Below are 23,687 nucleotides of genomic sequence, written 5' to 3'. Positions count from 1 at the left end.
AAACTCGAATCAAGTCAGTGAGCCCGCTAAAGGGTTGACTACTCATACCATCACTGTATGGCTCAGGGATGATCACACAGCGGTCAATAAGGCTTATTAAAAAGCATTTGGCTTGCCATCGTGGCTGACCTATAGAACCCGAAGGCGCTAAATATCATGGCTTCCACGACGGCTCCAGAAATTTTTCAGCAACTCGCCGCCAGCTTGACGCGTGTCAGCCAGGGTGACTTTTTTTGTCACGTTGCTGAGTCCCTTGCTGCTCTGCTCGATATCGACCATGTCATGATTGCGCGTATCGAGCCTCGCAAGAAAAGAGCGCTGCCACTGGCCACATGGTCGTGCAGCGGCTTTGTCGATGCGCCGAGTTACGATTTGAAGCATACCCCGTGTGCCCAAGTGTCGTCAGACACCTGTTTCCACATGCCATCCCAGGTAGCTGCTCGCTTTCCTCATGACCCCAAGCTGGCGGTGTATGATGCCGAAGGTTATCTTGGCGTGCCCATGTCGGACGCATCTGGGCAGTGTCAGGGCATCATTGCCATGATGCACTCGGCCCCTCTCGAATTGCCTGATTATGCCACTGAAGTGCTGCGTATCGTGGCTTCCCTGGCAGGGTTCGAGTTGTCTCGACGTCAGGTTGGCGCGAGAGCCGATGAACAAATCGCCAGCAAGCAGCGTGCCCTGAGGCTGTTGAGTCGCGTCAACGAAGCACGTTTTCACGCCACCGACGAGCAGGGGTTGCTCCAGGCGGCCTGCCGAGCCATGGTCGAAGTCGGTGGCTACAGTGCTGCCTGGGTGCACGAGCGCCCGCCGTCGTTTGCCCAATGTGAGCTGGGGCCGGTCACGGCCAGCGTTGATGAAGAAAGTGGCGACCTGGCGTGGTTGAGCCCCAGGCAGATGTTGATCGAAGGGGGCAGCCGTGCCCTGGCGCTGACGGCGCTGGAAACCCAAGAAGCCGTGGTCTGGGCCCCGTCGCTGGCGGGTGAATATCCTGAACAGGCCTTCATGCTACGAGAGCTTGGTGTCAATGCCTTCGTTGCACTGCCGCTGATCTACCGAGGGCAACGGCAGGGTGTCATGTGCCTTTACCAGGCAGAAGACGCGACGATAACCACAAGAGAGCTGCGGCTATTGAGTGAGCTGGCTGACGATGTTGCCTTCGGGGTCGACAACCTCTTGCATCGGCGATCCGAAGCGCGTATCCAGCACGCAGTGGCGCAGGTGGCGACAGCCGTTTCGGCTCAGCATGGGCAGGCCTTTCTGACCCAACTGACGGATCACATGGCCAATGCGTTGGCGGCCGAAGTAGGCTTCATTGCCACACTAGATGAGCGTGACCCCAATCTCGCCAACGTCTTGTCGCTGTTCGTGAACGGTCAGCCACAGGCACCTTTCAGTTACCATCTGGCCGGGGTGCCGTGTCAGGATGTGCTCATCGAGCAGGAGTGCGTCGTTCTTGAAGGAGCAGGTATCCGCTTGCCCAAGGAAGCCAACGGCGCATTGGAATGGGTCAATGCTTATGTGGGGCGTCGGCTGGACGATGTCGAAGGACGGCCCGTGGGCATCATCGGGGTCATGTTCAAGGCACCTTTGGAGGATGCCCATATCGTCTGCACCGTGCTGCAAATCTTCGCGGCGCGGGCTGCCTCGGAGTTGGGACGTCAAAAAGATGAAGCGCGCATTCGACAGCTGGCATTCTGCGATGCCGATACCCAACTCCCCAATCGGGCAGATTTCATTCAACACCTCGAAGAGCGAGTGATTCGCAAGACGAGTTCGCGCTTTGCATTGCTGCTCCTGGATCTCAATCACTTCAAGGAGATCAATGATACCGCGGGACATGACATTGGCGATCTGGTGTTGAAAAAAGTCGCCCAGCGCTTTCGTCATGCATTGCCCGCCGGGGAGTACCTGGCGAGGCTGGGAGGAGATGAATTTGTCGTGGTGTGTGACAACGCCAACGATAAAGGCCGTGCCTTGATAACCGCCGAGCGGCTATGCAACAGTTTAGAGAATCCTATTGTTATAGAGCAGCACTCTTGCGAATTATCGGTCAGCGTGGGCATTTCGCTCTATCCGGTACACGGGCAAACAGCGCAGGCGTTATTAAAGCATGCGGATATCGCCATGTACCAAGCGAAACGTCACAAGCTGTCTGCTCGTACGTTCGAACACTGGATGGGCCGCGCCGTGGCCGATCAACTACGCATTGCCAAGCGCCTGGCAGTGGCGTTGTCCAACCACTCCCTTTATCTGCACTTTCAACCTCAGGTCGACATGCGTACCGGCGAACTGATCGGTGCCGAGGCGCTGTGTCGCTGGCGGGACGATGAGCTTGGCGAAGTCCCGCCCAGTCAGTTCGTGCCTATTGCGGAAGATCGAGGGATGATCGTGGCGCTGGGCAATTGTGTCATCGAGCAGGCGTGCCAGCAGTTGGCTGCCTGGCAGCGTCAAGGGTGCCAATTGAGCGGCCAGCTCTCCATCAATATTGCCGCAGACCAGTTTGAAGATAGCGAACTGGTGGCCACCTTACTGAATAGTTGCCGACAGCATAGTATCGCCCCCGACCAGCTGAGCGTCGAGATCACGGAAAGTGGCATCATGACTCACCCTGAGGACGCCATTGCAACCACCGAGATCTTGAAGGGTCATGGCCTGGGTTTATCCATCGACGATTTCGGCACGGGCTATTCGTCGTTGGCCTACCTGAAGCGTTTTGCCGCCGACCGGATCAAGATCGATATTTCGTTCATCCGTGACATGCTGGTCAGTGATAGCGACCGCACCATCGTGGCCACGATCATCGCCATGGCCGACACATTGGGGCTGCAAACCATCGCCGAGGGCATCGAGTGTCAGGCCCAGGCAGAAGCGCTGCTGGAAATGGGCTGTTATCAGGCGCAGGGCTATTTTTACGACGCACCGCTCGACCCGCAGCAGTTTGCCCAACGCTGGCTGCTACCTGGCTGAGACGGAGGCATGGCGGCAACGACGTGCCGCCATGCATTGACCAACGGTCATCTTGGCGCGTTGATCATCGGTAACGTCTAGAACTCGCTCCACTCAGGTTCCAGAGGTTGCCGAGCGGTGGCGTTGCGAAGGCCCGCTTGAAGCTTGGCAGGCAGAGTGTTCAAGACGGTGGCGGGCTTGGCAGTGAAGCTGGCGCTTTTCTGCTGGCCATTGATCTTGAAGGTCGCAATCAGCTCGGCCAGCCGGTTCGCTTCGTCCTGCAAAGAAGCGGCGGCGGTGCTGGTTTCAGAGACGAGCGAGACGTTTTGCTGAGTGGCCGAGTCCATCTGAGTAATGGCCGTGCTCACTTGGCTGATGCCACTCTCCTGCTCATTGACTGCCAGCGCAATCTCCTGCATCAGTTCATTGACCTGCTTGACTGCCGTGACCGTACTGGCCATCCCTTCGGCACTGCGTTCGGATTGACGGGCCCCTTCCTTGATGCGCGCGGCAATGTCATCGATGATCGTGCGAATCTGTGCAGAAGATTCGGAGGTCTTGGTCGCCAGCTTGCGAACCTCGCCTGCCACGACGGCGAAGCCCCGTCCGTGAGCGCCTGCCCGTGCGGCTTCTACCGATGCATTGAGCGCGAGAATACTGGTTTGAAACGCGATTCCTTCGATCACTTGAATGATGTCTTGCACTCGCTGTGAATGACGCTCCATATCTTTCATCAACGCCGTGGTTTGTTCGACTTCTTGCCGAGCAGCGCTGGCCTTGGCAGAGGCAGTGACCGTCAATTCACTGGCCGTACTGGAGGTCTGGTTATTTTGGCTCACCGTCGATGACATCTGCTCCATGCTGGCGGCGGTTTCTTGCAAGGCGCTGGCCTGCTCTTCGGTGCGCGACGCCAGGTCTTCGCTGCCGCTGGCAATATCACGAGCATTCTGCGCCACCATCTGGCTGGTCTGAGAGAGTGTCAGCATCATCTCCGTAAGCCGGGTTTGCATCGCTGCCATCGCCTGGTAGAGCTTGCCGATTTCATTGCTTCCCTGGTCGTTGATAGGGCGGGTCAAATCACCTTGGGCAATGTGGTCGCAAATTTCCACGGCTTGTCCAAGAGGTGACACGATGTACCTTCTCAGAACGACCTGCAGCGTCACCAACAGTATCAAGGAGGCGAACAAGACCCCCGCCACGGTCCACACGATGTGCTGGTTCGTTGCTTTGGCCTCGCTCTGCATCTCGTCGGCAATCGTGTTGGCAAAGCGTGAAAACTCACGGGTGGCTAGCGTAAAGGCAGTCGCTGCGCTGTCCATCCGTCTCGATTCACTCTCGATGAGGGAGACATTGCCAGCAGCTACTGCTTGACGAAGCGTTGGAGTGATCATCTCGTTGTAACGCTGAATGACCTCCATGTAATAGGGGTAGCGCTGTTGCTGCTCTGTGACGTTATAGCCGTTGAGCTCTTCGAAGCGTTGGGTGGTACGCTCCAGGCTTTCACGCATCAGCGACTGTGCCTGGCTCATGTCGGGATGATTGTCTCGGGCCAGGTCCGTGTAGCGCGCCATGCGCAGTCGCAGTTCCATCAAATTGACGTCCATACGGTTCGACGCATTGACCTGTTTCGCCGTCAATTCATTCAGTTCACTCATGTTCCTGACATTTTTGCGTGCTGCGGTAATGGCAAATGCACCTACCAGCAGTATGAGTATGGTGAGAAGCACCATAGAGGCGGTCAGGCTATGCTGAATTCTAATGTTCTTCATGGGGTGTACCGTCGAGGAGTGAGTCAAGCAAGTGGGAGTAAGTTGTCAACGGCATAAATGAGGGAGGCAAACCGCCTTCGGCATTTTGTTCGTCATGTGGAATTTAGTGCGCCTTATAAATGCCCGCAATTTTTTTTGTACGGTTATGCTTAAGCTGTATGGGCCTTGTACTGCTTTTTGCTGCCTACCAAAGGACGAAATTTAAAATGCTGTTTCTTATACAAGGTTTTACAATTGGGGAAGATTCTTAACATTTTAATTTTAATAATGATAATCATTTGCTTTTTATATGCAGCGTATGTGATGGGCACTCGCCAAATTGACGCCGATAGTCGTGGGCAAACTGCCCCAAATGGCAAAACCCCCAGTACGTGGCAATCTCGGTGACCGTCTGGGGCGGCACGGCGGCGCGCAGGGCGCGTCGCACATGGTTCAGCCGCGATAGGCGTAAAAACTGAAGTGGGCTGATCCCCAGAATGGAGGTAAAGCTGTATTGCAGCGTGCGTCGGCTGACATGGGTCAGATCGCATAGCGCTTCCATGGTCATGGGCCCTTCGTGATGCTCTTCGACGTAGCGTTTGACGCTGTCCACCACTGCCTTGCGGTGTGCATGGCTGGGGGGCAGCTCCTCATTGGGTTGCCAGGTGCCCAATAGCTCCAGAAGGCCCATCATGACGATGTCCTGGTGCAGCCGTTCGGCAACGGGGGCTCCTTGTTCTCCCAATAGCCGCTCCAGAACGAACATCAAGGCGTGCCGTGTCGATGGGTGAACCATGCGTCTTGGTTCCCGCCTCCAGCGTTCATCCAAAGCAATACCCTGCTGCTGAGCGGCAGCGTAGAGTGCAGGCAGTCGCACGACCAGCCCGTAGATATCGAAGTGGCCTGGGGTCACCAGCTCGAAAGCCTGGCCACCCGGGCGGCACATGATCTGGTTGCTTGCCAAGGGTTGCCCATTGATGCGTGAGCCGTGGGGGCGAACGGGAATCCCCAGCCACAGCGAATCCTCCCACACCTGGCAGTCCTGGCGCAGCGCCTGTTCGGTGTGCTCCTTGAAGAGCTGGACGGCGGGCAGCGCGATTTCATCCAGCCGCCCGTAAAAGCGGCCTGGGCTGAGCTGGTCGTACTGCTGCTGCCAGTGCGTCAGGTTCTGGGCGTGCTCGTCGGCATCGCAGGCTTCTCGTGTGCACTTTTGTGGTGCGTTATTCGACAACGTCATCTCCATGACCTGCTCCTGAAGGTGTCGCCATGTGTCTGTTCTGCGATGGGGTTTTTGGCAAGATTTTGTTTTCGTTTGTTTTTCGATCCTGTCGGGTGGTTTGCCAAAACTCGATACTCCCCGTTAAGTGATAGCGCTATTGTGACAACAAGCAAGTTTTGTTCCGTTTACCAGCACAAAACAGCACAGCCCAATACGAGGCAGGGCAGGAGAGGCCTATGGCGCACTATCACTCGACGGTGGGCAGCCGCCATTATCGATTCAAGGGGCTGACCGAACTGATGGCCAAAGCCACGCCGCCGCGTTCGGGAGATCGACTGGCCGGCGTCATGGCAGACACTGCCGAAGAGCGGGTGGTGGCCCAGATGGTACTGGCGGAGCTGCCGCTCACGACCTTCTTGAACGAAGCGCTGATTCCCTACGAGCAGGATGAAATCACTCGCCTGATCATCGATGACCACGATGCCCAGGCCTTTGCACCGCTGCAGCATCTCACCGTGGGCGACTTCCGCAACTGGCTGCTCTCTGATCACGCCACCAGCGAGGCCCTGGCCGCTGCCCGCCCTGGCATCACACCGGAAATGGCCGCAGCAGTGAGTAAGCTGATGCGCAACCAGGACCTGATGCTGGTGGCGAAGAAGTGTCAGGTGACCACGGCGTTTCGCAACACCATCGGCCTGCCGGGACGGCTTTCCACTCGCCTGCAGCCCAATCACCCCACCGATGACGTGACCGGTATCGCGGCCAGCATTCTCGATGGCCTGCTGTATGGCAGTGGCGATGCGGTGATCGGCATCAACCCCGCCACCGATAACGTCGCCCAAAGCATCAAGCTGATGCGCCTGATGGATGAGGTGATTCAGAAATACGAGATTCCCACCCAATCCTGTGTGCTCACTCACGTCACCAATACCCTGGAAGCCATCGAGCAGGGCGCGCCGGTGGACCTGGTGTTTCAATCCATCGGCGGCACCGAAGCCACCAACCGCAGCTTCGGGTTCGATTTGAGCACTTTGGCCGAAGCCGAAGCCGCCGCGCAAACTCTGAACCGGGGCAGCGTAGGTCGCAACGTGATGTATTTCGAAACCGGCCAGGGCAGCTCGCTCTCGGCCGACGCCCATCACGGGCTGGACCAGCAAACCTGCGAAGCCCGCGCCTACGCCGTGGCGCGCAAGTTCAACCCGCTGCTGGTCAATACGGTGGTCGGGTTCATCGGCCCTGAGTATCTGTACGACGGCAAGGAGATCACCCGTGCGGGGCTCGAGGATCACTTCTGCGGCAAGCTATTGGGCGTGCCGATGGGGTGCGACGTGTGCTACACCAACCATGCCAACGCCGACCAGAACGATATGGATAACCTGTTGACGCTGCTGGGCGTGGCGGGCTGCAATTTCGTGATGGGTATCCCCGGCTCCGACGACATCATGCTCAACTATCAAACTACCTCGTTTCACGACGCGCTCTATGCCCGCCGGGTGCTGGGGCTGAAAGCCGCGCCGGAGTTCGAACAGTGGCTGGCCAGGATGCAGATCTTCCAGGATGTGAGCACCCATCGCCTGAACGACCAGCTTCCCGCCGCCTTTGCCAACAGCCTGCGTCACTTGCCGAAAGGGAGCGACTAAGATGCCGAAGCCACCCTCGCAGGACACCAGGGCGCCCATCGTGATCGAGAACCCCTGGGAGCGCCTGCGCGCTTTTACCGATGCGCGCATCGGGCTGGGGCGTGCCGGGGTGAGCCTGCCCACCCATCAACTGCTTGCATTTCAACTGGCCCATGCCCAAGCCCAGGACGCAGTGCACTGCCCGCTCGCGTGCGACGCACTGGCCGATGAACTCACCCGGCAACTGGCGTTGGGCAGCGCGCCGCTGGTGGTACACAGCCGCGCTGAACACCGTGCCATGTACCTGCAGCGCCCCGACTACGGCCGACGGCTCGACGAGCCATCCCGGCAGGCACTGCAGCAAGCGGCGGAGAGCGGCCAGCGCTATGACCTGGCGGTGGTGGTGGTGGATGGCCTCTCGGCTTTGGCAGTGCAGCAGAACAGCGCCCCGTTTCTGGCCGCCCTTTACGACGCACTGCAGCGCGACCACCACGACTGGAAGCTGGCGCCGCTGACCCTCGTCGAGCAGGGGCGCGTAGCCATTGGCGATGAAGTGGGCGCGCTGCTCAATGCCGACGCCGTGCTGGTGATGATTGGTGAGCGCCCCGGCCTCAGCTCACCGGATAGCCTGGGACTCTACATGACCTGGGCCCCCGAAGTGGGCTTGAAGGATGACCGACGCAACTGCATCTCCAACGTGCGCCCCGCTGGGCTGGCCTATGCAGAGGCGGCAAGGCGACTACTGCTGCTGTTGCGCGAAGCGCGGGAGCGCAAGCTCTCTGGCGTGAAGCTCAAGGACCGCAGCGAAGACAACGTGCTGGAGGGCAGCCACTCGACCCGGAACTTCCTCGTGGCCGATTGAAAAAACAGGCAACGGTTCAATGCGCGAGATGACTTCTCCGCTCGCGCTCTGAATGGCCATTTCCACACAACAAGAACATCGCCAATCACAACGCAAACAACGCAGCACGCCGCTGACACCCATTGCGTTCCACACTGAAAAAGGGCGAGACCATGACACAACCAACGGTTGATCAGACGTATCTGGCGAAGCGCCAGCTGCGTAAGGGTACGGCAGGCTGGATGCTGCTGGCGGGACTTGGGGTTTCCTACGTTATTTCGGGGGATTTTGCGGGCTGGAACTTTGGCATTGCCGAAGCGGGCTGGGGGGGCTTTGCCATCGCCGCCTGTCTGATGGCCGTGATGTACCTGGCTCTGGTGCTCTCCCTGGCCGAAATGTCCGCAGCGATCCCGGCGGCAGGCGGGGGCTACAGCTTTGCCCGCCAAGCCATGGGGCCGGCGGGAGGCTACTTGACGGGGCTGGCGGTATTGATCGAATACGCGCTGGCGCCTGCAGCCATCGTGATCTTCATCGGTGCGGCGGTCGAGGCCTTGTTGGGTGTCAACGGCCCGCTGGTGTATCTGCTGTTTTATGCGGTGTTCATCGGCATTCATCTCGCCGGGGTGGGCGAAGCGCTGAAGGTGATGATGGTGATCAGCGGCTTGGCGGTCTTTGCGATTCTGGCCACCGCCGTGGCGCTGATCGGTGACTTCGATGCGGCCAACCTGTTCGATATTGCCCCCACCGAGGCGGCGGGGGCGAGTACCTTCATGCCCTTTGGCTGGTACGGTATCTGGGCGGCACTGCCCTTCGGCATGTGGCTGTTCCTGGCGGTAGAAGGCGTGCCGTTGGCGGCGGAAGAAGCCAAAGACCCCGCCCGCGACATGCCCAAGGGCATCATCGGTGCCATGCTGTTTTTGCTGTTCACGGCACTGCTGGTGGTCGTGCTGCTGGCGGGAGCCACCAGCGCCGAGATGATCGGCCAAAGCGGCGTGCCGCTGGTGGATGCCTTGAATGCTGCAGGCAACCCGACGCTGGCGACCCTGGTCAATGTGCTAGGCCTGGCGGGCTTGATTGCCTCGTTCTTCTCGATCATTTATGGCTACAGCCGCCTGGTGTTTGCGCTCTCCCGGGCGGGCTATCTGCCTAAACGGCTGTCTCTGACCAGCGAACGTAAAGTGCCTTACCTGGCGCTCATCGTGCCGGGGGTGTTTGGCTTCCTGGCCTCGCTGAGCGGGGAGGGTGACCTGATGCTGGGCATGGCCGTCGTGGGGGCGACCATTTCCTATGCGCTGATGGCGTTCAGCCATATCTGGCTGCGCCTCAAACAGCCTGAGCTGCCGCGCCCCTACAGAACGCCGGGTGGTATCGTCACCTCGTCGGTGGCCCTGGTACTGTCGCTGGTGGCCATGACCGGTGTATACGCCTTCGACCCCCGCGCATTCAACTACACCCTCCTGCTGTTTGTGGCGGGGGCGGCTTACTACTTCCTGTACAGTAAAAATCATCTGGTGGCGAAAACGGCCGAGGAGGAGTTCGCGCTGGTCACTGCGGCGCCAGAAGAGATCGAGCCCTCTGCTGCGGGCGTCGCCGCCGCCAAGCTTTAATCAGCGTGGCGAATCACCTAGTCTGAAGCTCGGCAGCCCGCCTCTGGCCCTGGTGCCAAGGTGGGCTCATTGGCCAAGCGACAGAGGGAAACCGTGATGATGCTCGATTTTACCGACCCAGCTCTGGGCGATGCCGAACAGGCGCGCTGGTACGCCGTGGACGATGGCGTGATGGGCGGCGTGTCCCACAGCGGCTTTCGTGTGGAAGAGGGGCATGGCTGCTTCTATGGAGAGGTCTCGCTGGAAAATGGCGGCGGCTTTGCCTCGGTGCGCCGTGAGCCCGGCGCGTTTGAGCCAACCCTGGCCCAGGCCAAGGGCATCACGCTGCGGGTGCGCGGCGATGGCCGTCGCTATCAACTGCGCTTCAAAAGCCACGCGCTGGACGATGCAAGTGCCTACCGCGTGGCGTTCGCGCCCAGTGCCCAGCAGTGGGAAACGCTGCATTTCAGCTGGGCGCAGTTCGACGCCGTGCGCCGGGGGACGCTGCTGTCCAACGCGCCGCCGCTCGAGCCCGGCACCGTTCACCAGCTGGGCTTTCTGATTGCCGACCGCACCGCCGGACCGTTTCAGCTGGACATTGCCTTCATCTCGACGTATTCGCAGGACTCATTTTCACAGGACTCATTTTCACAGGACTAAGGTCGTCTCGTATGTAGTTTGCCGTTCGAGGAGTCTGTGAAGCCTTTTATCGACGTGAGCCCGCTTGATGAAACACTCTCCGGCCTACCGCCTGGCGGCGACGGTACTGCATGGGTTCGATGAGTACCGTGCACGCTTCCAGCAGATCACTCAGGACGCCAGCCGCCGCTTTCGCGATGCGGCGTGGCGCGAGGCGCAGCAAGCCTCGGCGGCGCGGATCAATCTCTACGGCGAAAAAGTCCAGGACACGCTGGGGCGCCTGCAGCGTACGTTTCCCCAGGACGTGCTGGCCTACTGCGAGACCTGGCGAGAAGCCCGCCGACACTATGCCAACCTGATCGGCCAGCGGTTGGATTACGAGCTGGCAGAGACCTTTTTCAACTCGCTGTTCTGTTCGGTGTTCGAGCATCGTCATATTCGCAACGACTGGATGTTCGTCTACAGCTCCCGTGAAGATGCCGCGCACCGTTCGGGCATCGAGCTGTGCCGCCGTCATGCGGTCAACGGCGACTGGGCCGGAGCGCTGGCCTGGGCGCTGCAAGAGGCGCCGCTGGAAACGCCCTTTGCCCATCTGGAACGCGATAGCCAGTTGGGGGCGGGCTTGCTGGAAGCCCAGCTGCCCGCCCGTCTCTGGCAGGCGGCGGATGCGCGGGTAGAGCTGCTCAACAGCGTCTTCTACCGCAACAAAGGGGCCTACCTGGTGGGGCGTATACTCGGCGGCGGCGAGCAGGTGCCGCTGGTGCTGCCGATTCTGCATGGCGAAGGGTACGGCGAGCAGCAGGGCGGTGACCCCCGCCTGCATCTGGATACCGTGCTCACCGAAACCGATGAAGTGTCGATCATCTTCTCGTTCACCCGTGCTTACTTTCAGGTCGATGTGCCGGTTCCCGGGGAGTTCGTGGGCTACCTGAAACAGCTCATGCCCCACAAGCCGGAAGGCGAGCTGTACGCTGCCATCGGCTTTTTCAAACACGGCAAAACCGAGTTTTTTCGCGCCCTGAACCAGCAGGTGGCCAAGCGCGAAGAGCGCTTCATCATCGCCCCGGGGGTGCGGGGCATGGTAATGGCGGTGTTCGTGCTGCCCAGCTTTCGCACCGTGTTCAAGATCATCAAGGACAAGTTCGACCCCGCCAAGGAGGTCACGCCAGCCATCGTGCGAGAAAAATATCGGCTGGTGAAGCGTCACGACCGGGTAGGACGCATGGCCGATACCCAGGAATTTTCCAACTTCATCGTGCGCCAGGATCACTTCGCGCCGGAGTGTCTGGCCCATTTGCTGGAAGTCGCCCCCTCCACGGTAGCGCTGAAAGGCGACAAGGTGATCATCAAGCACTGTTATACCGAGCGGATGATGACGCCGTTGAACCTCTATCTGGAGCAGTGCAGCGCCGATGAGCGAGTGATGGTGCTGAAGGATTACGGCAATGCCATCAAACAGATGGCGGCCGCCAATATCTTTCCGGGCGATATGTTGCTGAAGAATTTTGGCGTTACCCGTCACGGACGGGTGATTTTTTACGACTACGACGAAGTGAGCTACCTTACGGAGTGTCGTTTTCGCCACATGCCCAAAGCCCAGCAGGGCGATAGCTACATGGATGGCGGCGCTAGCCTCTCCATCGGCCCTCACGATATCTTCCCCGAGGAGTTCGGCCCGTTCATGTTTGCCAACCCCGAACTTCGCGCGCTGTTCATGGAGCAGCACCCGGAGCTGTTCGACCCGGACTACTGGCTAGGGTTGCAGCAGGCCATTCGCAATGGGCGGGTGATCGATGTCTACCCTTACCGCAACAAGCAACGGTTCTCCGGAACCATCGGCCAACTGGTACATTAGTCATGACTCAACCCCCTCACCTGGTGGTATTGACCGGATCGGGTATTAGCGCCGAAAGCGGCATCAAGACCTTTCGGGCCAGCGACGGCCTTTGGGAAGATCACCCCGTGGAGGACGTCGCCACGCCCGAGGGCTGGCGGCGCAATCCCGAACGGGTGCTGGCCTTCTACGACCAGCGCCGTGAGCAGATCCGCCGGGCAAAACCCAATGCCGCCCACAAGGCGCTGGCCGCGCTGGAGCAGGAAGGCTTCCGAGTCAGCGTGGTGACGCAGAATATCGATGACCTGCACGAGCGTGCCGGTTCGCGCCACGTGCTGCACCTGCACGGCGAGATTCTCAAGGCACGCTCATCCGTCGATGCCCGGCTGCGCTACCCGCTGCCCAAGGGAGGAATCCGCCTGGGGGAGGTGTGCGACAAAGGCAGCCAGCTGCGCCCGGACGTGGTGTGGTTCGGTGAAGCCGTGCCGCTGTTCGAAGAGGCCTGCGAGCTGGTCAGCCAGGCCGATTTCCTGCTCGTGGTAGGCACCTCGCTGGCGGTGATGCCCGCCGCGTCGCTGCTGACCTACATCGACTACGATACCCCCAGCGCACTGATAGACCCCGATGCCGATGCGCTCAGCCCGCCTGGCGTGCTGGCGATCAACACCACGGCGGGGGAAGGCGTGCCAGCGCTGGTTCACCAGTGGTGCAAGCAGGGGAACTTGCTCTTGCCTTGAGTCAACGACGGGGCGGGGTGAGCGAACCGATGAATGGCAGATTACCGGCGCGCTTCCAGAAACCACGCTTTCATGACTCCGGTAATCTGGATGAGCTCGACGTCCGTCGCGATGTAGGCGGGCATGGTGTAGAGCCAGCGGCCAATGGGGCGCAGCCACACGCCCCGTGCTCTGGCAAACGCGGCCACCCCCGCCAGCGCCTCGCTGCCATGGGTCTCGATCACCGCTGTCGCGCCCAGCACCCGGACATCTGCCACTGCCGGGTGCGCGCGCAGTGCCGCGTCTTCCAGCAGCTCGCGCTGTAGCACTTGGCTGAGCGCGGCGATTTTCTCCAGGTAATACTCCTCTTCGAACACCCGCAGGCTCTCCAGCGCCACGCGGCAGGCCAGTGGGTTGCCCATGAAGGTGGGGCCGTGCATGAAGGCGTGCTGCTGACTGTCGCCAATGAACGCGTCGTGCACCCGGTCGGTGGCCAGCGTGGCCGCATGGCCCAGATACCCGCCGGTCAGCCCCTTGGAGAGCACCATGATATCCGGCGTGACGCCCGCGTGGTCGGCGGCAAACAGCCTGCCGGTGCGGCCAAAGCCGGTGGCCACTTCGTCGAAAATCAGCAGCACGCCAAACTCGTCGCACAACGCTCGGGCGCCGCGCAGGTAGTGCGGCGAGGTCATGTTCAGCCCGCCTGCCGCTTGCAGCAGCGGCTCCATCAGCAGTGCGGCGATCTCCTGGTGGTGGCGCGACAGCACCTCTCGGAGCGCAGCGAGGTCATGCTCTACCTGGGCTGGCGTGGCATCGAACGGTGCCGTGGGGGCCGGGGCGAAGTGGTGCTGAGGCAGCAGGCTGGCGAACAGGCCGTGCATGCCCTCTTCGGGGTCGCATACCGCCATGCAGCCGGTGGTGTCGCCATGGTACGCCTTCATCAGCGAGAGCATCTTGCGCTTGCCGGGCTGGCCGGTGAGCACCTGATACTGCAGCGCCATCTTCATGGCCACCTCCATGCCCACCGAACCGCTGTCGGAGAAGAACACGTGGTTCAGCCCCGGCGGGGTAATGCGCACCAGCGCCCGTGCCAGCTGGTCGGCGGGGGCGTGGGTCAGGCCGCCCAGCATCACATGGCACAGCTCGCCGGCCTGTTCGCGGATGGCGGCCACCAGGCGCGGGTGGCCGTAGCCGTGAATCATGCACCACCAGGAGCAGGTGGCATCCAGCAGGCGTTCACCGCTTTCCAGCGTAAAGTGGCTGCCGCTACCGCCCACCACCTTGGGGGCCGGTGTCTGGGTCTTGAGGTGGGCGTAGGGGTGCCACACGGGAGAGTTCATGGCGTAGCCTCCTGAGCGGAGAGGGAGAGCAGCGTATCCAGGAAGATAAAGCGCTGCGCGATGTGGGCATCTGCCTGTACCAAATAGGGAATGAGCCCTAAACAGGGGATAGGCAGCGCGCGTTCGAGCAGCGCCACATTGGCCGCAAAGCGTGCGCTATCGCTGGCAAAGGCCGGGTCCACCACGCTGCCCACCCAGCCCGCCAGCGTCACGCCATCGGCGGCGATGGCCTCGGCGGTGAGCCGCGCATGGTTGAGGCAGCCGAGTTTCAGCCCGACGACCAGAATCACCGGCAGGCCCAGCGCACGAGGCAGGTCGGAAAAATCCTCCTCCTCATTGAGCGGCACTCGCCAGCCGCCGGCGCCTTCGATCAGCGTCAGGTCGCGTGGCGTTTGGCTCAGGGTTTCGCGCAGCGCTTGAGTCACGCTTGCCACGCGCAGCACCATGCCCGCTTCCAGAGCCGCCAAATGGGGCGCAATGGCGGGGGCAAAGGCCCAGGGGTTGACCGTCGCGTAATCCACCGGCGGGAAGCTTTGTGCCTGTAGTGCCAGAGCATCGCGGTTGCGCAAGCCGCTGGGCGCGGCCTCGCTGCCGGAGGCAATCGGTTTCAACCCCAGCGTGGTGTACTGGCGCTGACGGGCAGCACACAGCAGTGCGCTGGCGGCCAGGGTCTTGCCCGCATCGGTGTCGGTACCGGTGATGAAATAGGTGTTGTTCATTTCGCGCTTTCCAGACATAGCGTCAGGCAGTGGTAGCTCACCGGCAGTCCCCGCGGCGTGCGTAGTGCTTCATAGCGCAACCGGGCATCGGTCAGTGCCTGGCGGGTGAGCTGCGCGTTGGGTCTTGCCACCTGAGCGCCCACGCCCTTGATGGAGGCCATGACGGCATTCAGGTCGGGGTAGAAAAAGCGCCGCTGCTCGCACACGTGGTGGGAAAGCCGCAAGCCGCTTCGTGCAATTGCCCGTTGCACGGTGCTGGCGTCCGGCGTTTGCAGCAGGGCCTCGGGCCGCTGCCAGGCGGTGGCCACCTCATGAAGCGTGCCGGGCAGCAGGGTGGTGATGCGCGCCTGCCCGCCAGGGGCAAGCACCCGCGCCAACTCCTGCATGACATCCTCGATGCTCGGGCACCACTGAATCGCCAGATTGGAGAACACCAGCTCAACGCTGGCGTCGTTTTGCGGCAGCGCCGCGGCGTCCCCCAACTGCCAGCGGATAGCCTCGCCATAGGTTGCCTGGGCGTAGGCGAGCATGCCCGGGGCCAGGTCGAGCCCGGTGATGGCGGCCTCCGGGTAACGGGTGGCCAGCCGCTGGGTCCAGTAGCCGGTGCCGCAGCCCAGGTCGAGCACCTGCTGGGCGCTCTTCGGCAGCGTTTGCCAGAGCGCTTCGCCGATATCGCGCTGGGCGCTGGCGAGCGCGTCATAGCGCGGCGCCGCTCGGGAGAAGGCCCGGGCAACGCGGGTCTGCCAGTGGGGTACGGGGGTAGAGAGCAATGGTGAGTTCATCGTGGTGCCTGTGTCGCCTGCTCGGCCAGCCGAGCGGCGAGCTGGGCCGGGCGTGAGAGCATCGGGCAGTGCCCGGCGTCTTCCAGCCGCGAGGCCTGTTGGCGAGTGCGGTTTGGCAGCAGCGGGTCCTGGGCGCCTGCGAGCAGGTGGATAGGACAGGGCGGTGCCGCGAAGTGCGCGCGGTTGTCCAGCGTGGCCAGCCATGTCAGGCCTTGGGCCAGGGTGGCAGAGTCCGCGCAGGGCGCGTCGCCCAGCAACCCACTGAGTTGGCGGTGGGCCTCGCGAGCGTTGGGTTCGCCCTGGCACTGCCAGCGTAGAAAGTGGCGCCATGTGGCCATGGCGTCGCGGCGAAAGGCGCGCTGAAAGCTGGCAAGCTCGCCACTGGTCACGCCGCCGTCTTCCGCATCGTCGTAAAAACGCTGGCCAATACCCAACAAGAGCAGGGCGTGAGGGGGTGACAAATGATCCAACAGTGCCGTGGCCAGCAATCCCCCCAGCGACCAGCCTACCCAAACGGCATCGCTGGGGAGTTGGCTGGCCATGCGCTCGGCCAGTGCGGCAAGGCGAGCAGAGGCGGGGAGCGCTGGCGAAACACCGTACCCGGGCCACTCGACGGTAATCGGCTCGACGGTGTTGGGCCAGTGCGCTTTCAGGGGCTGCCAGATACGGCTATCGATGCCCCAGCCCGACAGCAGTATGAGCTTCATCGCGGCTCCTCGTGCAGGCAGGTCGCGGCCACGTCCAGCAGTCGGTCGATATCGCTCTGGGTATGGCGGGCGCTGAGCGTGATACGCAATCGCGCCTCGCCGTTGGCCACCGTGGGCGGGCGTATCGCGCCTACTTGAACGTTGTGTTTATCGAAACGGGCGGCCCAGGCCATGGTGCGCTGCTCGCTGCCCAGCAGCAGCGGCTGAATCGGCGTTTGGGAGTGGCCCAAAGGAAGCCCCAGGGCCGTGGCCTGCTGGCGGAAGTAGTCGATGTGGCGCGCAAGCCGCTGGCGGTGCTCCGGTTCCCGCTGGACGATGGTGAGCGCTTCCAGGGTGGCGGCGGCAATGCCGGGCGGTTGGGCGGTGGTGTACACATAGCTGCGGGCAAACTGAATCAAGTGCTCGATCAGTGCCGCATCCCCCGCCACGAAAGCGCCCGCGGTGCCCAGCGCTTTGCCCAGGGTGCCGACCAGGATTGGCACCTGCTGGCTATCGAAGCCTGCCACGCAGCCTGCGCCGTTTTCGCCGAGGACGCCAAGCCCGTGGGCATCGTCGATCATCAGCCAGGCGCCGTGTTGCTGGCTGAGGTGGGCGAGCTGTTCGATGTCGGCGATATCACCGTCCATGCTGAACACGCCGTCGCTGACCACCAGCTGATGGGTGGCCCGGCTGCGCGCCAGTAAACGCGCCAGATCCTGGCCATCGCGGTGGTGGTAGCGTCGGGAACGGGCGCCGCTCAGCGCGGCCCCGTCGAGTAGCGAGGCGTGATTGAGGCGGTCCTGAAAAATCGCGGTGTGGGAATCCGCCAGCGCTTGCAGCACGCCCAGGTTCGCCATATAGCCGGTGGAGAACAGCAGCGCCCGCTCGCGCCCGGTCCACTCGGCCAGCGCAGCTTCCAGGGCGTCGTGAATGCTCAGATGGCCGCTGACCAGATGCGACGCCCCAGCCCCGGCACCAAAGCGCTTGGCGCCTTCTGCCTGGGCGGCCTGCACCCGTGGGTCCTGGGCGAGGCCCAGGTAGTCGTTGCCGGCAAAGTCCAGCGCATCGTGAGACGCGACTCGGCGGGAGCGCCAGCGCTGCAGGCGCTCTCGCTGGTCGCGGGCGGTTGCCAAGCGCTGCTGCCACGCCTCAGACACTGGCGTCCACCGCCAGCGCCGCGGCGCGTTCGGCCTGGGCATTGCGCTGAGCCTGCTGAGCCAGCCGCTCGCTATGCTGCGTGTCGTCTTCGCAGGTATCGCGGCGCTCGGGGTGCAGGCCCAGCTTGGCAAACAGCGCGCGGTCGCGCTCTGCCTGGGGGTTGCCGGTGGTCAACAGCTTGTCGCCGTAGAAGATCGAGTTGGCACCGGCCAGAAAGGCAAGCGCCTGGGTGGATTCGCTCATCTGCTCGCGGCCTGCCGAGAGGCGCACATGGCTCTGGGGCATCATGATGCGCGCCACGGCAATGGCGCGGATGAACGTCAGCGGGTCCAGGTCCTCCGCGTTTTCCAGCGGGGTGCCCGGCACCTTTACCAGCATGTTGATCGGCACCGACTCAGGATGCGGGGAGAGCCTGGCCAGCTGTTGCAGCAGCGCGCTGCGATCCTGGGCGCCTTCGCCCATGCCGAGAATACCGCCAGAACACACCTTCATACCGGCGTCGCGCACGGTGGCTAGAGTTTCCAGGCGGTCGCTGTAGGTGCGCGTGGTGATGATCTCGCCGTAGTAGTCGGGGGAGGTGTCGAGGTTGTGGTTGTAGTAGTCCAGCCCCGCGGCGGCCAGCCGGGTGGCCTGTTCACCATCGACCATGCCCAGCGTCATGCAGGTTTCGAGCCCCAGCGCTTTCACCTGGCGCACCATCTCTTCCACCGCCAGCAGATCCTTGTCCCGGGGGCTGCGCCAGGCCGCTCCCATGCAGAAGCGGCTGGCGCCCGCCTCTTTGGCGGCCTTGGCCTGGGCCACCACTTTCTCTATTTCCAGCAGCTTCTCTTTTTCCAACTGAGTGTTGTAGTGACCCGACTGGGGGCAGTACTTGCAGTCTTCCGGGCAGGCCCCGGTCTTGATCGACAGCAGGGTAGACACCTGCACTGCGTTGGCATCGAAGTGTGCCCGATGCACCTGCTGGGCCTGAAACAGCAGGTCGTTGAAGGGCAACGCAAACAGCGCGTCGATTTCCTCGAGGGTCCAATCATGGCGCGGAGCGGCATCAGCCGCGTGAGAAGCCGTCGTGTGAGTGGTCACGGGTAAACCTTTTTTAATTTGAAAGTTGACAGGACTCTAGCGGTGAGATGTCAAGGGTGTCAACTTTTAATGATTGGTTGGTTTACTGGAGGGCGGGGGAAGGGAACATTCGTCACGATGCACGGCCTGCTTTATACTCTGCGCCCTTTGATCACCACTGGAGCGCAGATGCCTGACGCGACCTCGCTGCCCCCTGAACATGACGCCTTGACCGACCGCGACCCGGCCACGGGGCACCCGCGACCGCCGCGGCGCGAATTCAAAGCGCGCGGCAGCTTCGTCAAGCGCTGCGAAGGGTGCAATCTGCCCGAGTTGAACTGCCTGTGCCCTTATCAGGTCAAGGCAGAGAGTGACGCCCAGGTGTGGCTGCTGACCCACTCCATCGAGCACTTCAAGCCGACCAATACCGGCCGCCTGATTGGTGACGTGCTGACCAACACTCGGGTATTTACCTGGTATCGCACGGCGCCGGACGAGGCGCTGGCCGCGCTGCTGCAAGATCCGCGCTACGCGCCGTTCGTGATTTTTCCTGATGATCAGCCGGATTACGCGGAGCGGGTGGTGGGGCTGGAGGCCGTCCAGGCGGTCAAGCAGCAGTCGCGTATTCCAGTCTTCATCATTCTGGACGGCACCTGGCGGCAGGCCCGGCGTATGTTCCGCAAGAGCCCTTACCTGGACACGCTGCCGGTATTGCCGCTGCGCACCGAGCGCGAAACCCGCTACCGGCTGCGCAAGCCCGCCTCGAAAGCCCACCTGTGCACCGCCGAGGTGGCCATCGAACTGCTGCGTCAGAGCGGTGATGAAAATGCCGCCAGCGTGCTGGACGACTACTTCGATGTGTTCAACGACAGCTACGCCGAGAGCCGCTACTACCGCAAGATCGAGGAGCCGACGGCGGCCATGACTCGGCTGTTGGCCCGAAAGGCGGAGGATGCGCCGCGCTGATCAAGGCCTGGCGCCGGGGAGCCAGCGCAACAGCACCTTGCGCACCCAGTACCAGCGGTTGATCAGCAGGGCCGCGAAAATCAGCGCGCAGCCGGTGAGCTGAAGCGCCGACATGGTTTCGTTGAACCACCAGGCGGCCAACAGCGCCGTCCAGACCGCCTCCAGCATCAGAATGACCGCTGCATGGCTCGGCGTGGTCATGCCCTGCGCCTTGATCTGAAGAAAGAACCGCAGTGAGCTGGCCAGCAGCACGCTGGCCAGAAACCAGCCCAGAATCGGGGCATCGAGGGAGAGGGTCTGCTCTTCCACGACCCATGAAACAGCGGTCAACACGATGCCCACGGAAAGCAGCTGCAGCGTCGTCAACGACAGGGCAGGCACATTGCGCACCACCCGCGTATTGACGTTGATCAGCAGCGCAAAGCACAAGGCCGCGCAAAGCATCAGCAGTTGGCTGGCCTCCACCCGAAAACCGGCATTCAGCGATAACAGCGCAAAGCCTGTCAGCGCGACGGGCAGGGCTACCCAGGTGCTGGTGGCGGGACGGTCGCCAAACAGCAGGCGGGCCACCACCGGCACCAGCAGAATGCCCAGGCTGTTGATGAAGGCGCTTTCTCCCAGATGCTGGGAGTGATGCAATCCCAGCACCCAGAAAGCGATGGCCGCACTGAACAGTACGCCTACCAGCAGGCCGCGCCGAATACGCCGGGCAGGCAAATGGCGCAGTGTCGGCCAGGCGAAGCCCAGTAGAATGACCCCCGCGAGCAGAAAGCGGGTGCCGATGAACAGCAGCGGAGGCATGCCTGCCAGCGCTTCCTTGGAAAATATCCACCCGCCTGCTGCCAGGGTGGTCACCAGCAGCAGTAGGGCATCGGCCTGCCAGGGAGCTTGCCGAATGGTGCTATGGCTCACGCGGCGCCGCCAAACAGCGCCCCGGCAATTCTGAAGCCTGCCACCCAGGTGCCAATGGCCGAACCTACCGTGGCGAGAATGAACACCAGCAGCGTGCGTGACACGCGGTTTTTCCACCAGCCTTTCAGTTGCGTCACGTCATGGCGCAGGGTGGAGAAATCGCGCACCTTGGGTTTGCGCATGTAAAGCTCGACCCCGGCGGCCACGAAACCGGCGCCAATGGTGGGGTTGAGCGACGTCAGCGGTGCGGCAAAGAAGGTCGCGATCACGGTGAGCGGATGCGCCAGGGCAATCAGGGTGGCTCCCCCGGATAGCAGGCCGTTGATCAAGAACCACTCCATCACCAGCTGCCAGCCCAGCTCGGTATTACGCGAAAAACCGACCACGAAGCCGGTGAGCACCAGCGCGGTGATCAGCCAGGGCATGACTTTCCATAGCTTGGAGGGCGGCGGAGTAGCTTCCAGCGATTCCCGCTCTTGGGTCGGGTTTTCCGGTAGCGGTGTTTCCAGGTGCTCGCCGGTGCCTTTCAGGTGGCCTGCGCCGAGCACGACCAGCACGTTCGAGTAGCGCCCGGGAGGTGCCTCTTCGGCCAGACGTAGCGCCATGTAGCGGTCGCGTTCGCGGATCAGCGGGGTGTAGAGCGTTTCCGATTCCGCCGCGAATTCGCTGAAGGTGGCTTCCAGCATATCGCCCTCCTTGAGCTTTTCGATCTCCTCCTTGGAGACATCCTGGCGGGAGAGCACGCTGCCAATCAGCCCGGAAAACAGCGAGAAGCGCTGCCACCAAGGCACGTTGCTGTAGATGCGCTTGAGTGTGATGCCCACATCGCGGTCCACCAGCAGCAGCGGCAGCTGGCGAGCACGGCACTCGTCTACTGCCGCGCGCATTTCAGCCCCCGGCTGGATGCCTGACTGCTCGGCGATACGCTGCTGGAAGGCCCCCAGCGCCAGGCTGGCGGCGACCATGCCGGCCTTGCCCTGCTTGAACACTTGAAACAGGTCCTGCTCGCCCATGGCATCGGGGTTGTCCATGCTGTGATGGCGGGCGTCACACAGCTCGATGGCCACCGCATCGAAATGGCCGGTAGCAATCAATTGGCGCACGTCGTCGGCGCTTTCGGCCGAGACATGGGCCGTGCCCAGCAGGGTGTAGCAGGTGTCGCCCACGGTCACGGTTTTCAGCGGGCCGCTAGTGGAGGGCAGGGGCGGCGTCGGTGGCCGCGTAGTGTCATCGTGGGTCATTCAACAGTCTCGATGTATAAGTATAAAAAGGTGAAAACGTACACAAGCCGTCAATACGGGGCTCTGTGGTGTATCAACGCCGCCAGAAGGCCGGAGTAAAGAGCACCAGGACGGTGAAAATTTCCAGGCGCCCCATCAGCATGGCCAGTACCAGAATCCATTTGGCCAGGCTGGGTAAGTCGCCGTAGTGGCTGCTGGCTTCGCCCAGCGCAGGGCCCAGGTTGTTGAGCGCCGAGCCCACCGCTGACCAGGCGGTCACTTGATCCACGCCGGTGGCCATCACGCCCACCAGCATCAGGAAGAACAGCATGACATAGGCCGAAAAAAAGCCCCATACCGCCTGCGCGATGCTGTCGGGAACGCTGACCTTGCCGACCTTCACCGCAATCACTGCGTTGGGGTGAATCAGGCGCATGACTTCGCGCATGCCCTGCTTGAGAATCAGGATGATGCGGATCACTTTCATGCCGCCAGCGGTGGAGCCCGAGCAGCCCCCTACGAAGGCGGCAATGAACAGCAGAAACGGAATTGCCCCAGGCCAGCCTGAGAAGTCGGCCACGGCGAACCCGGCCGTGGTAGCCACGGAGACGACCTCGAACAGCGCGTGACGCAGGCCGGTGATGTCGTCATAGGTCTTGGTCAGCCACAGGGTAATGACGGTAATCACGGTCAGACCCGTCAGGAACAGCAGCAGAAACCGGGCTTCCGGGTCCTGAAAGTAGTGGGTCAGGCGCTTCTCGCGCCAGGCCACGAAGTGGAGGCTGAAGCTCACCGCCGAAATCAGCATGAAGCTGATGCAGATCAGCTCGATGGCGGCGCTATCGAAATAGCCGATGCTCAGGTCATGGGTCGAAAATCCGCCGATGGCGACCGTGGAAAAGCTGTGGCCCAGCGCATCGAACCAATCCATGCCCGCGATCATGTAAGCCACGAAGCAGGCAAAGGTCAAGGTGGCGTAGATATACCACAGCGCCTTGGCGGTTTCGGTGATGCGCGGCGTCAGCTTGGAGTCTTTCAGCGGCCCCGGAATTTCCGTGCGGTACAGGGCCATGCCCCCGACCCCCAAGGTCGGCAGGATGGCCACCGCCAGTACCACGATGCCCATACCGCCCAGCCACTGCAGCTGCTGGCGGTAGTAGCGGATCGACTCGGGCAGGAAATCGATGCCGGTAATGACCGTGGCCCCGGTGGTGGTCAGGCCCGAAAAGGATTCGAAGACGGCATCGGTAATGCTCAGGGAGTCCTCGCCAAACAGCATCAGCGGCAGCGAGCCGAACAGTGCCAGCACGGTCCAGAACATGGCCGCGATGATGAAACCGTCCCGAATGCGCAGCTCCTTGCGCGCCCGGCGGTTCGGCAGGTAGATCAGCAGGCCGGTGATGACGGAAATCGCAATGCCGCTCATGAACGCATGCCAAACGCCGTCGCGAAACCACAGCGACATCAGCATGGGAGGCAGCATGGTGAGGCTGAACAGCATCAGCAGCAGGCCCAAGATACGTAGAATAATCCGCAGGCTCATGGCAGGGAGGGTCTCATTGCTGGCTGGTTCCTAGAAAAACGTCAATCCCACCTGGAAAAGCCGCTCGACGTCGCGGATACGCCGTTTGTCGATCACGAACAGAATCAGGTGATCACCGCTCTCCACGCGCACGTCGCCGTGGGCAATCATC

Annotated in this window: 19 protein-coding genes; 8 read left to right on the top strand and 11 right to left on the bottom strand. The window is 62.0% G+C overall.

Features of this window, described 5'->3' with window-relative positions; translation table 11 throughout:
* Positions 1 to 156 precede the first annotated feature (156 nt).
* Positions 157 to 2,970, top strand: coding sequence for a putative bifunctional diguanylate cyclase/phosphodiesterase (locus FEU76_RS03340; protein ID WP_260851343.1), 2,814 nt, complete (start codon positions 157 to 159; stop codon positions 2,968 to 2,970).
* A gap of 77 nt (positions 2,971 to 3,047) precedes the next feature.
* Here the strand turns inward: FEU76_RS03340 and FEU76_RS03335 are convergent, their stop codons facing one another.
* Together FEU76_RS03335 and FEU76_RS03330 are read right to left on the bottom strand one after the other, a co-directional pair.
* A complete protein-coding gene (locus tag FEU76_RS03335; protein WP_144980363.1) occupies positions 3,048 to 4,718 on the bottom strand; it encodes a methyl-accepting chemotaxis protein in 1,671 nt (556 codons plus the stop codon).
* 274 nt (positions 4,719 to 4,992) lie between these two features.
* A complete protein-coding gene (locus FEU76_RS03330) occupies positions 4,993 to 5,940 on the bottom strand; it encodes a helix-turn-helix domain-containing protein (protein WP_144980360.1) in 948 nt (315 codons plus the stop codon).
* A 212-nt stretch (positions 5,941 to 6,152) separates the two neighbouring features.
* On the opposite strand from FEU76_RS03330, the gene FEU76_RS03325 reads away from it, so the two are divergent.
* The 6 genes from FEU76_RS03325 (at position 6,153) to FEU76_RS03300 (ending at position 13,172) form a co-directional block, all read left to right on the top strand.
* The gene (locus FEU76_RS03325; RefSeq protein WP_096922128.1) at positions 6,153 to 7,556 is read left to right on the top strand and encodes an ethanolamine ammonia-lyase subunit EutB; all 1,404 of its coding nucleotides are present in this window, start codon (positions 6,153 to 6,155) and stop codon (positions 7,554 to 7,556) included.
* Between the two features lies 1 nt (position 7,557).
* Complete coding sequence (gene eutC / locus FEU76_RS03320; RefSeq protein WP_144980357.1) at positions 7,558 to 8,397, top strand: ethanolamine ammonia-lyase subunit EutC; 840 nt, start codon at positions 7,558 to 7,560, stop codon at positions 8,395 to 8,397.
* Positions 8,398 to 8,549: 152 nt separating this feature from the next.
* Positions 8,550 to 9,983 carry an ethanolamine permease gene (gene eat, locus FEU76_RS03315; protein WP_144980354.1) on the top strand — a complete coding sequence of 478 codons (1,434 nt, stop codon included), beginning with the start codon at positions 8,550 to 8,552 and terminating at the stop codon, positions 9,981 to 9,983.
* Positions 9,984 to 10,079: 96 nt separating this feature from the next.
* The gene (locus tag FEU76_RS03310) at positions 10,080 to 10,622 is read left to right on the top strand and encodes a CIA30 family protein (RefSeq protein WP_144980351.1); all 543 of its coding nucleotides are present in this window, start codon (positions 10,080 to 10,082) and stop codon (positions 10,620 to 10,622) included.
* A 67-nt stretch (positions 10,623 to 10,689) separates the two neighbouring features.
* On the top strand, positions 10,690 to 12,456 hold the full coding sequence (aceK, locus tag FEU76_RS03305; protein ID WP_144980349.1) for a bifunctional isocitrate dehydrogenase kinase/phosphatase: 1,767 nt from the start codon (positions 10,690 to 10,692) through the stop codon (positions 12,454 to 12,456).
* 2 nt (positions 12,457 to 12,458) lie between these two features.
* Positions 12,459 to 13,172, top strand: a complete 714-nt coding sequence (locus FEU76_RS03300; protein ID WP_144980346.1) for an SIR2 family NAD-dependent protein deacylase — start codon at positions 12,459 to 12,461, stop codon at positions 13,170 to 13,172.
* A 41-nt stretch (positions 13,173 to 13,213) separates the two neighbouring features.
* Here the strand turns inward: FEU76_RS03300 and bioA are convergent, their stop codons facing one another.
* From bioA to bioB, 6 genes are read right to left on the bottom strand one after another with little or no spacing between them, the layout of a single operon-like run.
* The gene (gene bioA, locus FEU76_RS03295; protein ID WP_144980343.1) at positions 13,214 to 14,491 is read right to left on the bottom strand and encodes an adenosylmethionine--8-amino-7-oxononanoate transaminase; all 1,278 of its coding nucleotides are present in this window, start codon (positions 14,489 to 14,491) and stop codon (positions 13,214 to 13,216) included.
* On the bottom strand, positions 14,488 to 15,210 hold the full coding sequence (gene bioD, locus FEU76_RS03290; protein ID WP_096922135.1) for a dethiobiotin synthase: 723 nt from the start codon (positions 15,208 to 15,210) through the stop codon (positions 14,488 to 14,490). Before bioD ends, bioA begins: the two co-directional genes overlap by 4 nt.
* Positions 15,207 to 15,992 (bottom strand): methyltransferase domain-containing protein, encoded by a 786-nt coding sequence (locus FEU76_RS03285; protein WP_144980340.1) that lies wholly within the window; start codon positions 15,990 to 15,992, stop codon positions 15,207 to 15,209. Before FEU76_RS03285 ends, bioD begins: the two co-directional genes overlap by 4 nt.
* Positions 15,989 to 16,699, bottom strand: coding sequence for an alpha/beta fold hydrolase (locus FEU76_RS03280; protein ID WP_144980337.1), 711 nt, complete (start codon positions 16,697 to 16,699; stop codon positions 15,989 to 15,991). The genes FEU76_RS03285 and FEU76_RS03280 overlap by 4 nt, the downstream gene beginning before the upstream one ends.
* Positions 16,696 to 17,835: an 8-amino-7-oxononanoate synthase gene (bioF, locus tag FEU76_RS03275; RefSeq protein ID WP_260851342.1), complete on the bottom strand. Its 1,140-nt coding sequence runs from the start codon at positions 17,833 to 17,835 to the stop codon at positions 16,696 to 16,698. The genes FEU76_RS03280 and bioF overlap by 4 nt, the downstream gene beginning before the upstream one ends.
* On the bottom strand, positions 17,828 to 18,916 hold the full coding sequence (gene bioB, locus FEU76_RS03270) for a biotin synthase BioB (RefSeq protein ID WP_039180379.1): 1,089 nt from the start codon (positions 18,914 to 18,916) through the stop codon (positions 17,828 to 17,830). The genes bioF and bioB overlap by 8 nt, the downstream gene beginning before the upstream one ends.
* A 168-nt stretch (positions 18,917 to 19,084) precedes the next feature.
* On the opposite strand from bioB, the gene FEU76_RS03265 reads away from it, so the two are divergent.
* The gene (locus tag FEU76_RS03265) at positions 19,085 to 19,861 is read left to right on the top strand and encodes a tRNA-uridine aminocarboxypropyltransferase (RefSeq protein WP_144980331.1); all 777 of its coding nucleotides are present in this window, start codon (positions 19,085 to 19,087) and stop codon (positions 19,859 to 19,861) included.
* On the opposite strand, the gene FEU76_RS03260 is transcribed toward FEU76_RS03265, so the two are convergent.
* From FEU76_RS03260 to FEU76_RS03250, 3 genes are all read right to left on the bottom strand, one after another.
* Positions 19,862 to 20,773, bottom strand: coding sequence for a DMT family transporter (locus FEU76_RS03260; protein WP_096922139.1), 912 nt, complete (start codon positions 20,771 to 20,773; stop codon positions 19,862 to 19,864).
* Positions 20,770 to 22,014, bottom strand: a complete 1,245-nt coding sequence (locus tag FEU76_RS03255) for a TraB/GumN family protein (protein ID WP_039180375.1) — start codon at positions 22,012 to 22,014, stop codon at positions 20,770 to 20,772. The genes FEU76_RS03260 and FEU76_RS03255 overlap by 4 nt, the downstream gene beginning before the upstream one ends.
* A 73-nt stretch (positions 22,015 to 22,087) precedes the next feature.
* Positions 22,088 to 23,536, bottom strand: a complete 1,449-nt coding sequence (locus tag FEU76_RS03250) for a TrkH family potassium uptake protein (protein ID WP_039180372.1) — start codon at positions 23,534 to 23,536, stop codon at positions 22,088 to 22,090.
* Positions 23,537 to 23,687: the final 151 nt, after the last annotated feature.

The sequence above is a fragment of the Halomonas sp. C22 genome (assembly GCF_007655045.1).
GTDB lineage: Bacteria > Pseudomonadota > Gammaproteobacteria > Pseudomonadales > Halomonadaceae > Vreelandella > Vreelandella hamiltonii.
The sequence above is the reverse complement of the archived record's forward strand: the minus strand, read 5'-3'. Positions and strand labels throughout refer to the sequence as shown.

Bases quoted from the DNA above. Each gene is read 5' to 3' on its own strand.
- FEU76_RS03265 (WP_144980331.1), top strand. From the start codon at position 19,085: ATGCCTGACGCGACCTCGCTGCCCCCTGAACATGACGCCTTGACCGAC.
- eat (WP_144980354.1), top strand. From the start codon at position 8,550: ATGACACAACCAACGGTTGATCAGACGTATCTGGCGAAGCGCCAGCTG.
- FEU76_RS03280 (WP_144980337.1), bottom strand. From the start codon at position 16,699: ATGAAGCTCATACTGCTGTCGGGCTGGGGCATCGATAGCCGTATCTGG.
- FEU76_RS03325 (WP_096922128.1), top strand. From the start codon at position 6,153: ATGGCGCACTATCACTCGACGGTGGGCAGCCGCCATTATCGATTCAAG.
- FEU76_RS03300 (WP_144980346.1), top strand. From the start codon at position 12,459: ATGACTCAACCCCCTCACCTGGTGGTATTGACCGGATCGGGTATTAGC.
- bioD (WP_096922135.1), bottom strand. From the start codon at position 15,210: ATGAACAACACCTATTTCATCACCGGTACCGACACCGATGCGGGCAAG.
- eutC (WP_144980357.1), top strand. From the start codon at position 7,558: ATGCCGAAGCCACCCTCGCAGGACACCAGGGCGCCCATCGTGATCGAG.
- FEU76_RS03250 (WP_039180372.1), bottom strand. From the start codon at position 23,536: ATGAGCCTGCGGATTATTCTACGTATCTTGGGCCTGCTGCTGATGCTG.
- FEU76_RS03330 (WP_144980360.1), bottom strand. From the start codon at position 5,940: ATGGAGATGACGTTGTCGAATAACGCACCACAAAAGTGCACACGAGAA.
- FEU76_RS03340 (WP_260851343.1), top strand. From the start codon at position 157: ATGGCTTCCACGACGGCTCCAGAAATTTTTCAGCAACTCGCCGCCAGC.
- FEU76_RS03310 (WP_144980351.1), top strand. From the start codon at position 10,080: ATGATGCTCGATTTTACCGACCCAGCTCTGGGCGATGCCGAACAGGCG.
- FEU76_RS03335 (WP_144980363.1), bottom strand. From the start codon at position 4,718: ATGAAGAACATTAGAATTCAGCATAGCCTGACCGCCTCTATGGTGCTT.
- FEU76_RS03255 (WP_039180375.1), bottom strand. From the start codon at position 22,014: ATGACCCACGATGACACTACGCGGCCACCGACGCCGCCCCTGCCCTCC.
- aceK (WP_144980349.1), top strand. From the start codon at position 10,690: ATGAAACACTCTCCGGCCTACCGCCTGGCGGCGACGGTACTGCATGGG.
- FEU76_RS03285 (WP_144980340.1), bottom strand. From the start codon at position 15,992: ATGAACTCACCATTGCTCTCTACCCCCGTACCCCACTGGCAGACCCGC.
- bioA (WP_144980343.1), bottom strand. From the start codon at position 14,491: ATGAACTCTCCCGTGTGGCACCCCTACGCCCACCTCAAGACCCAGACA.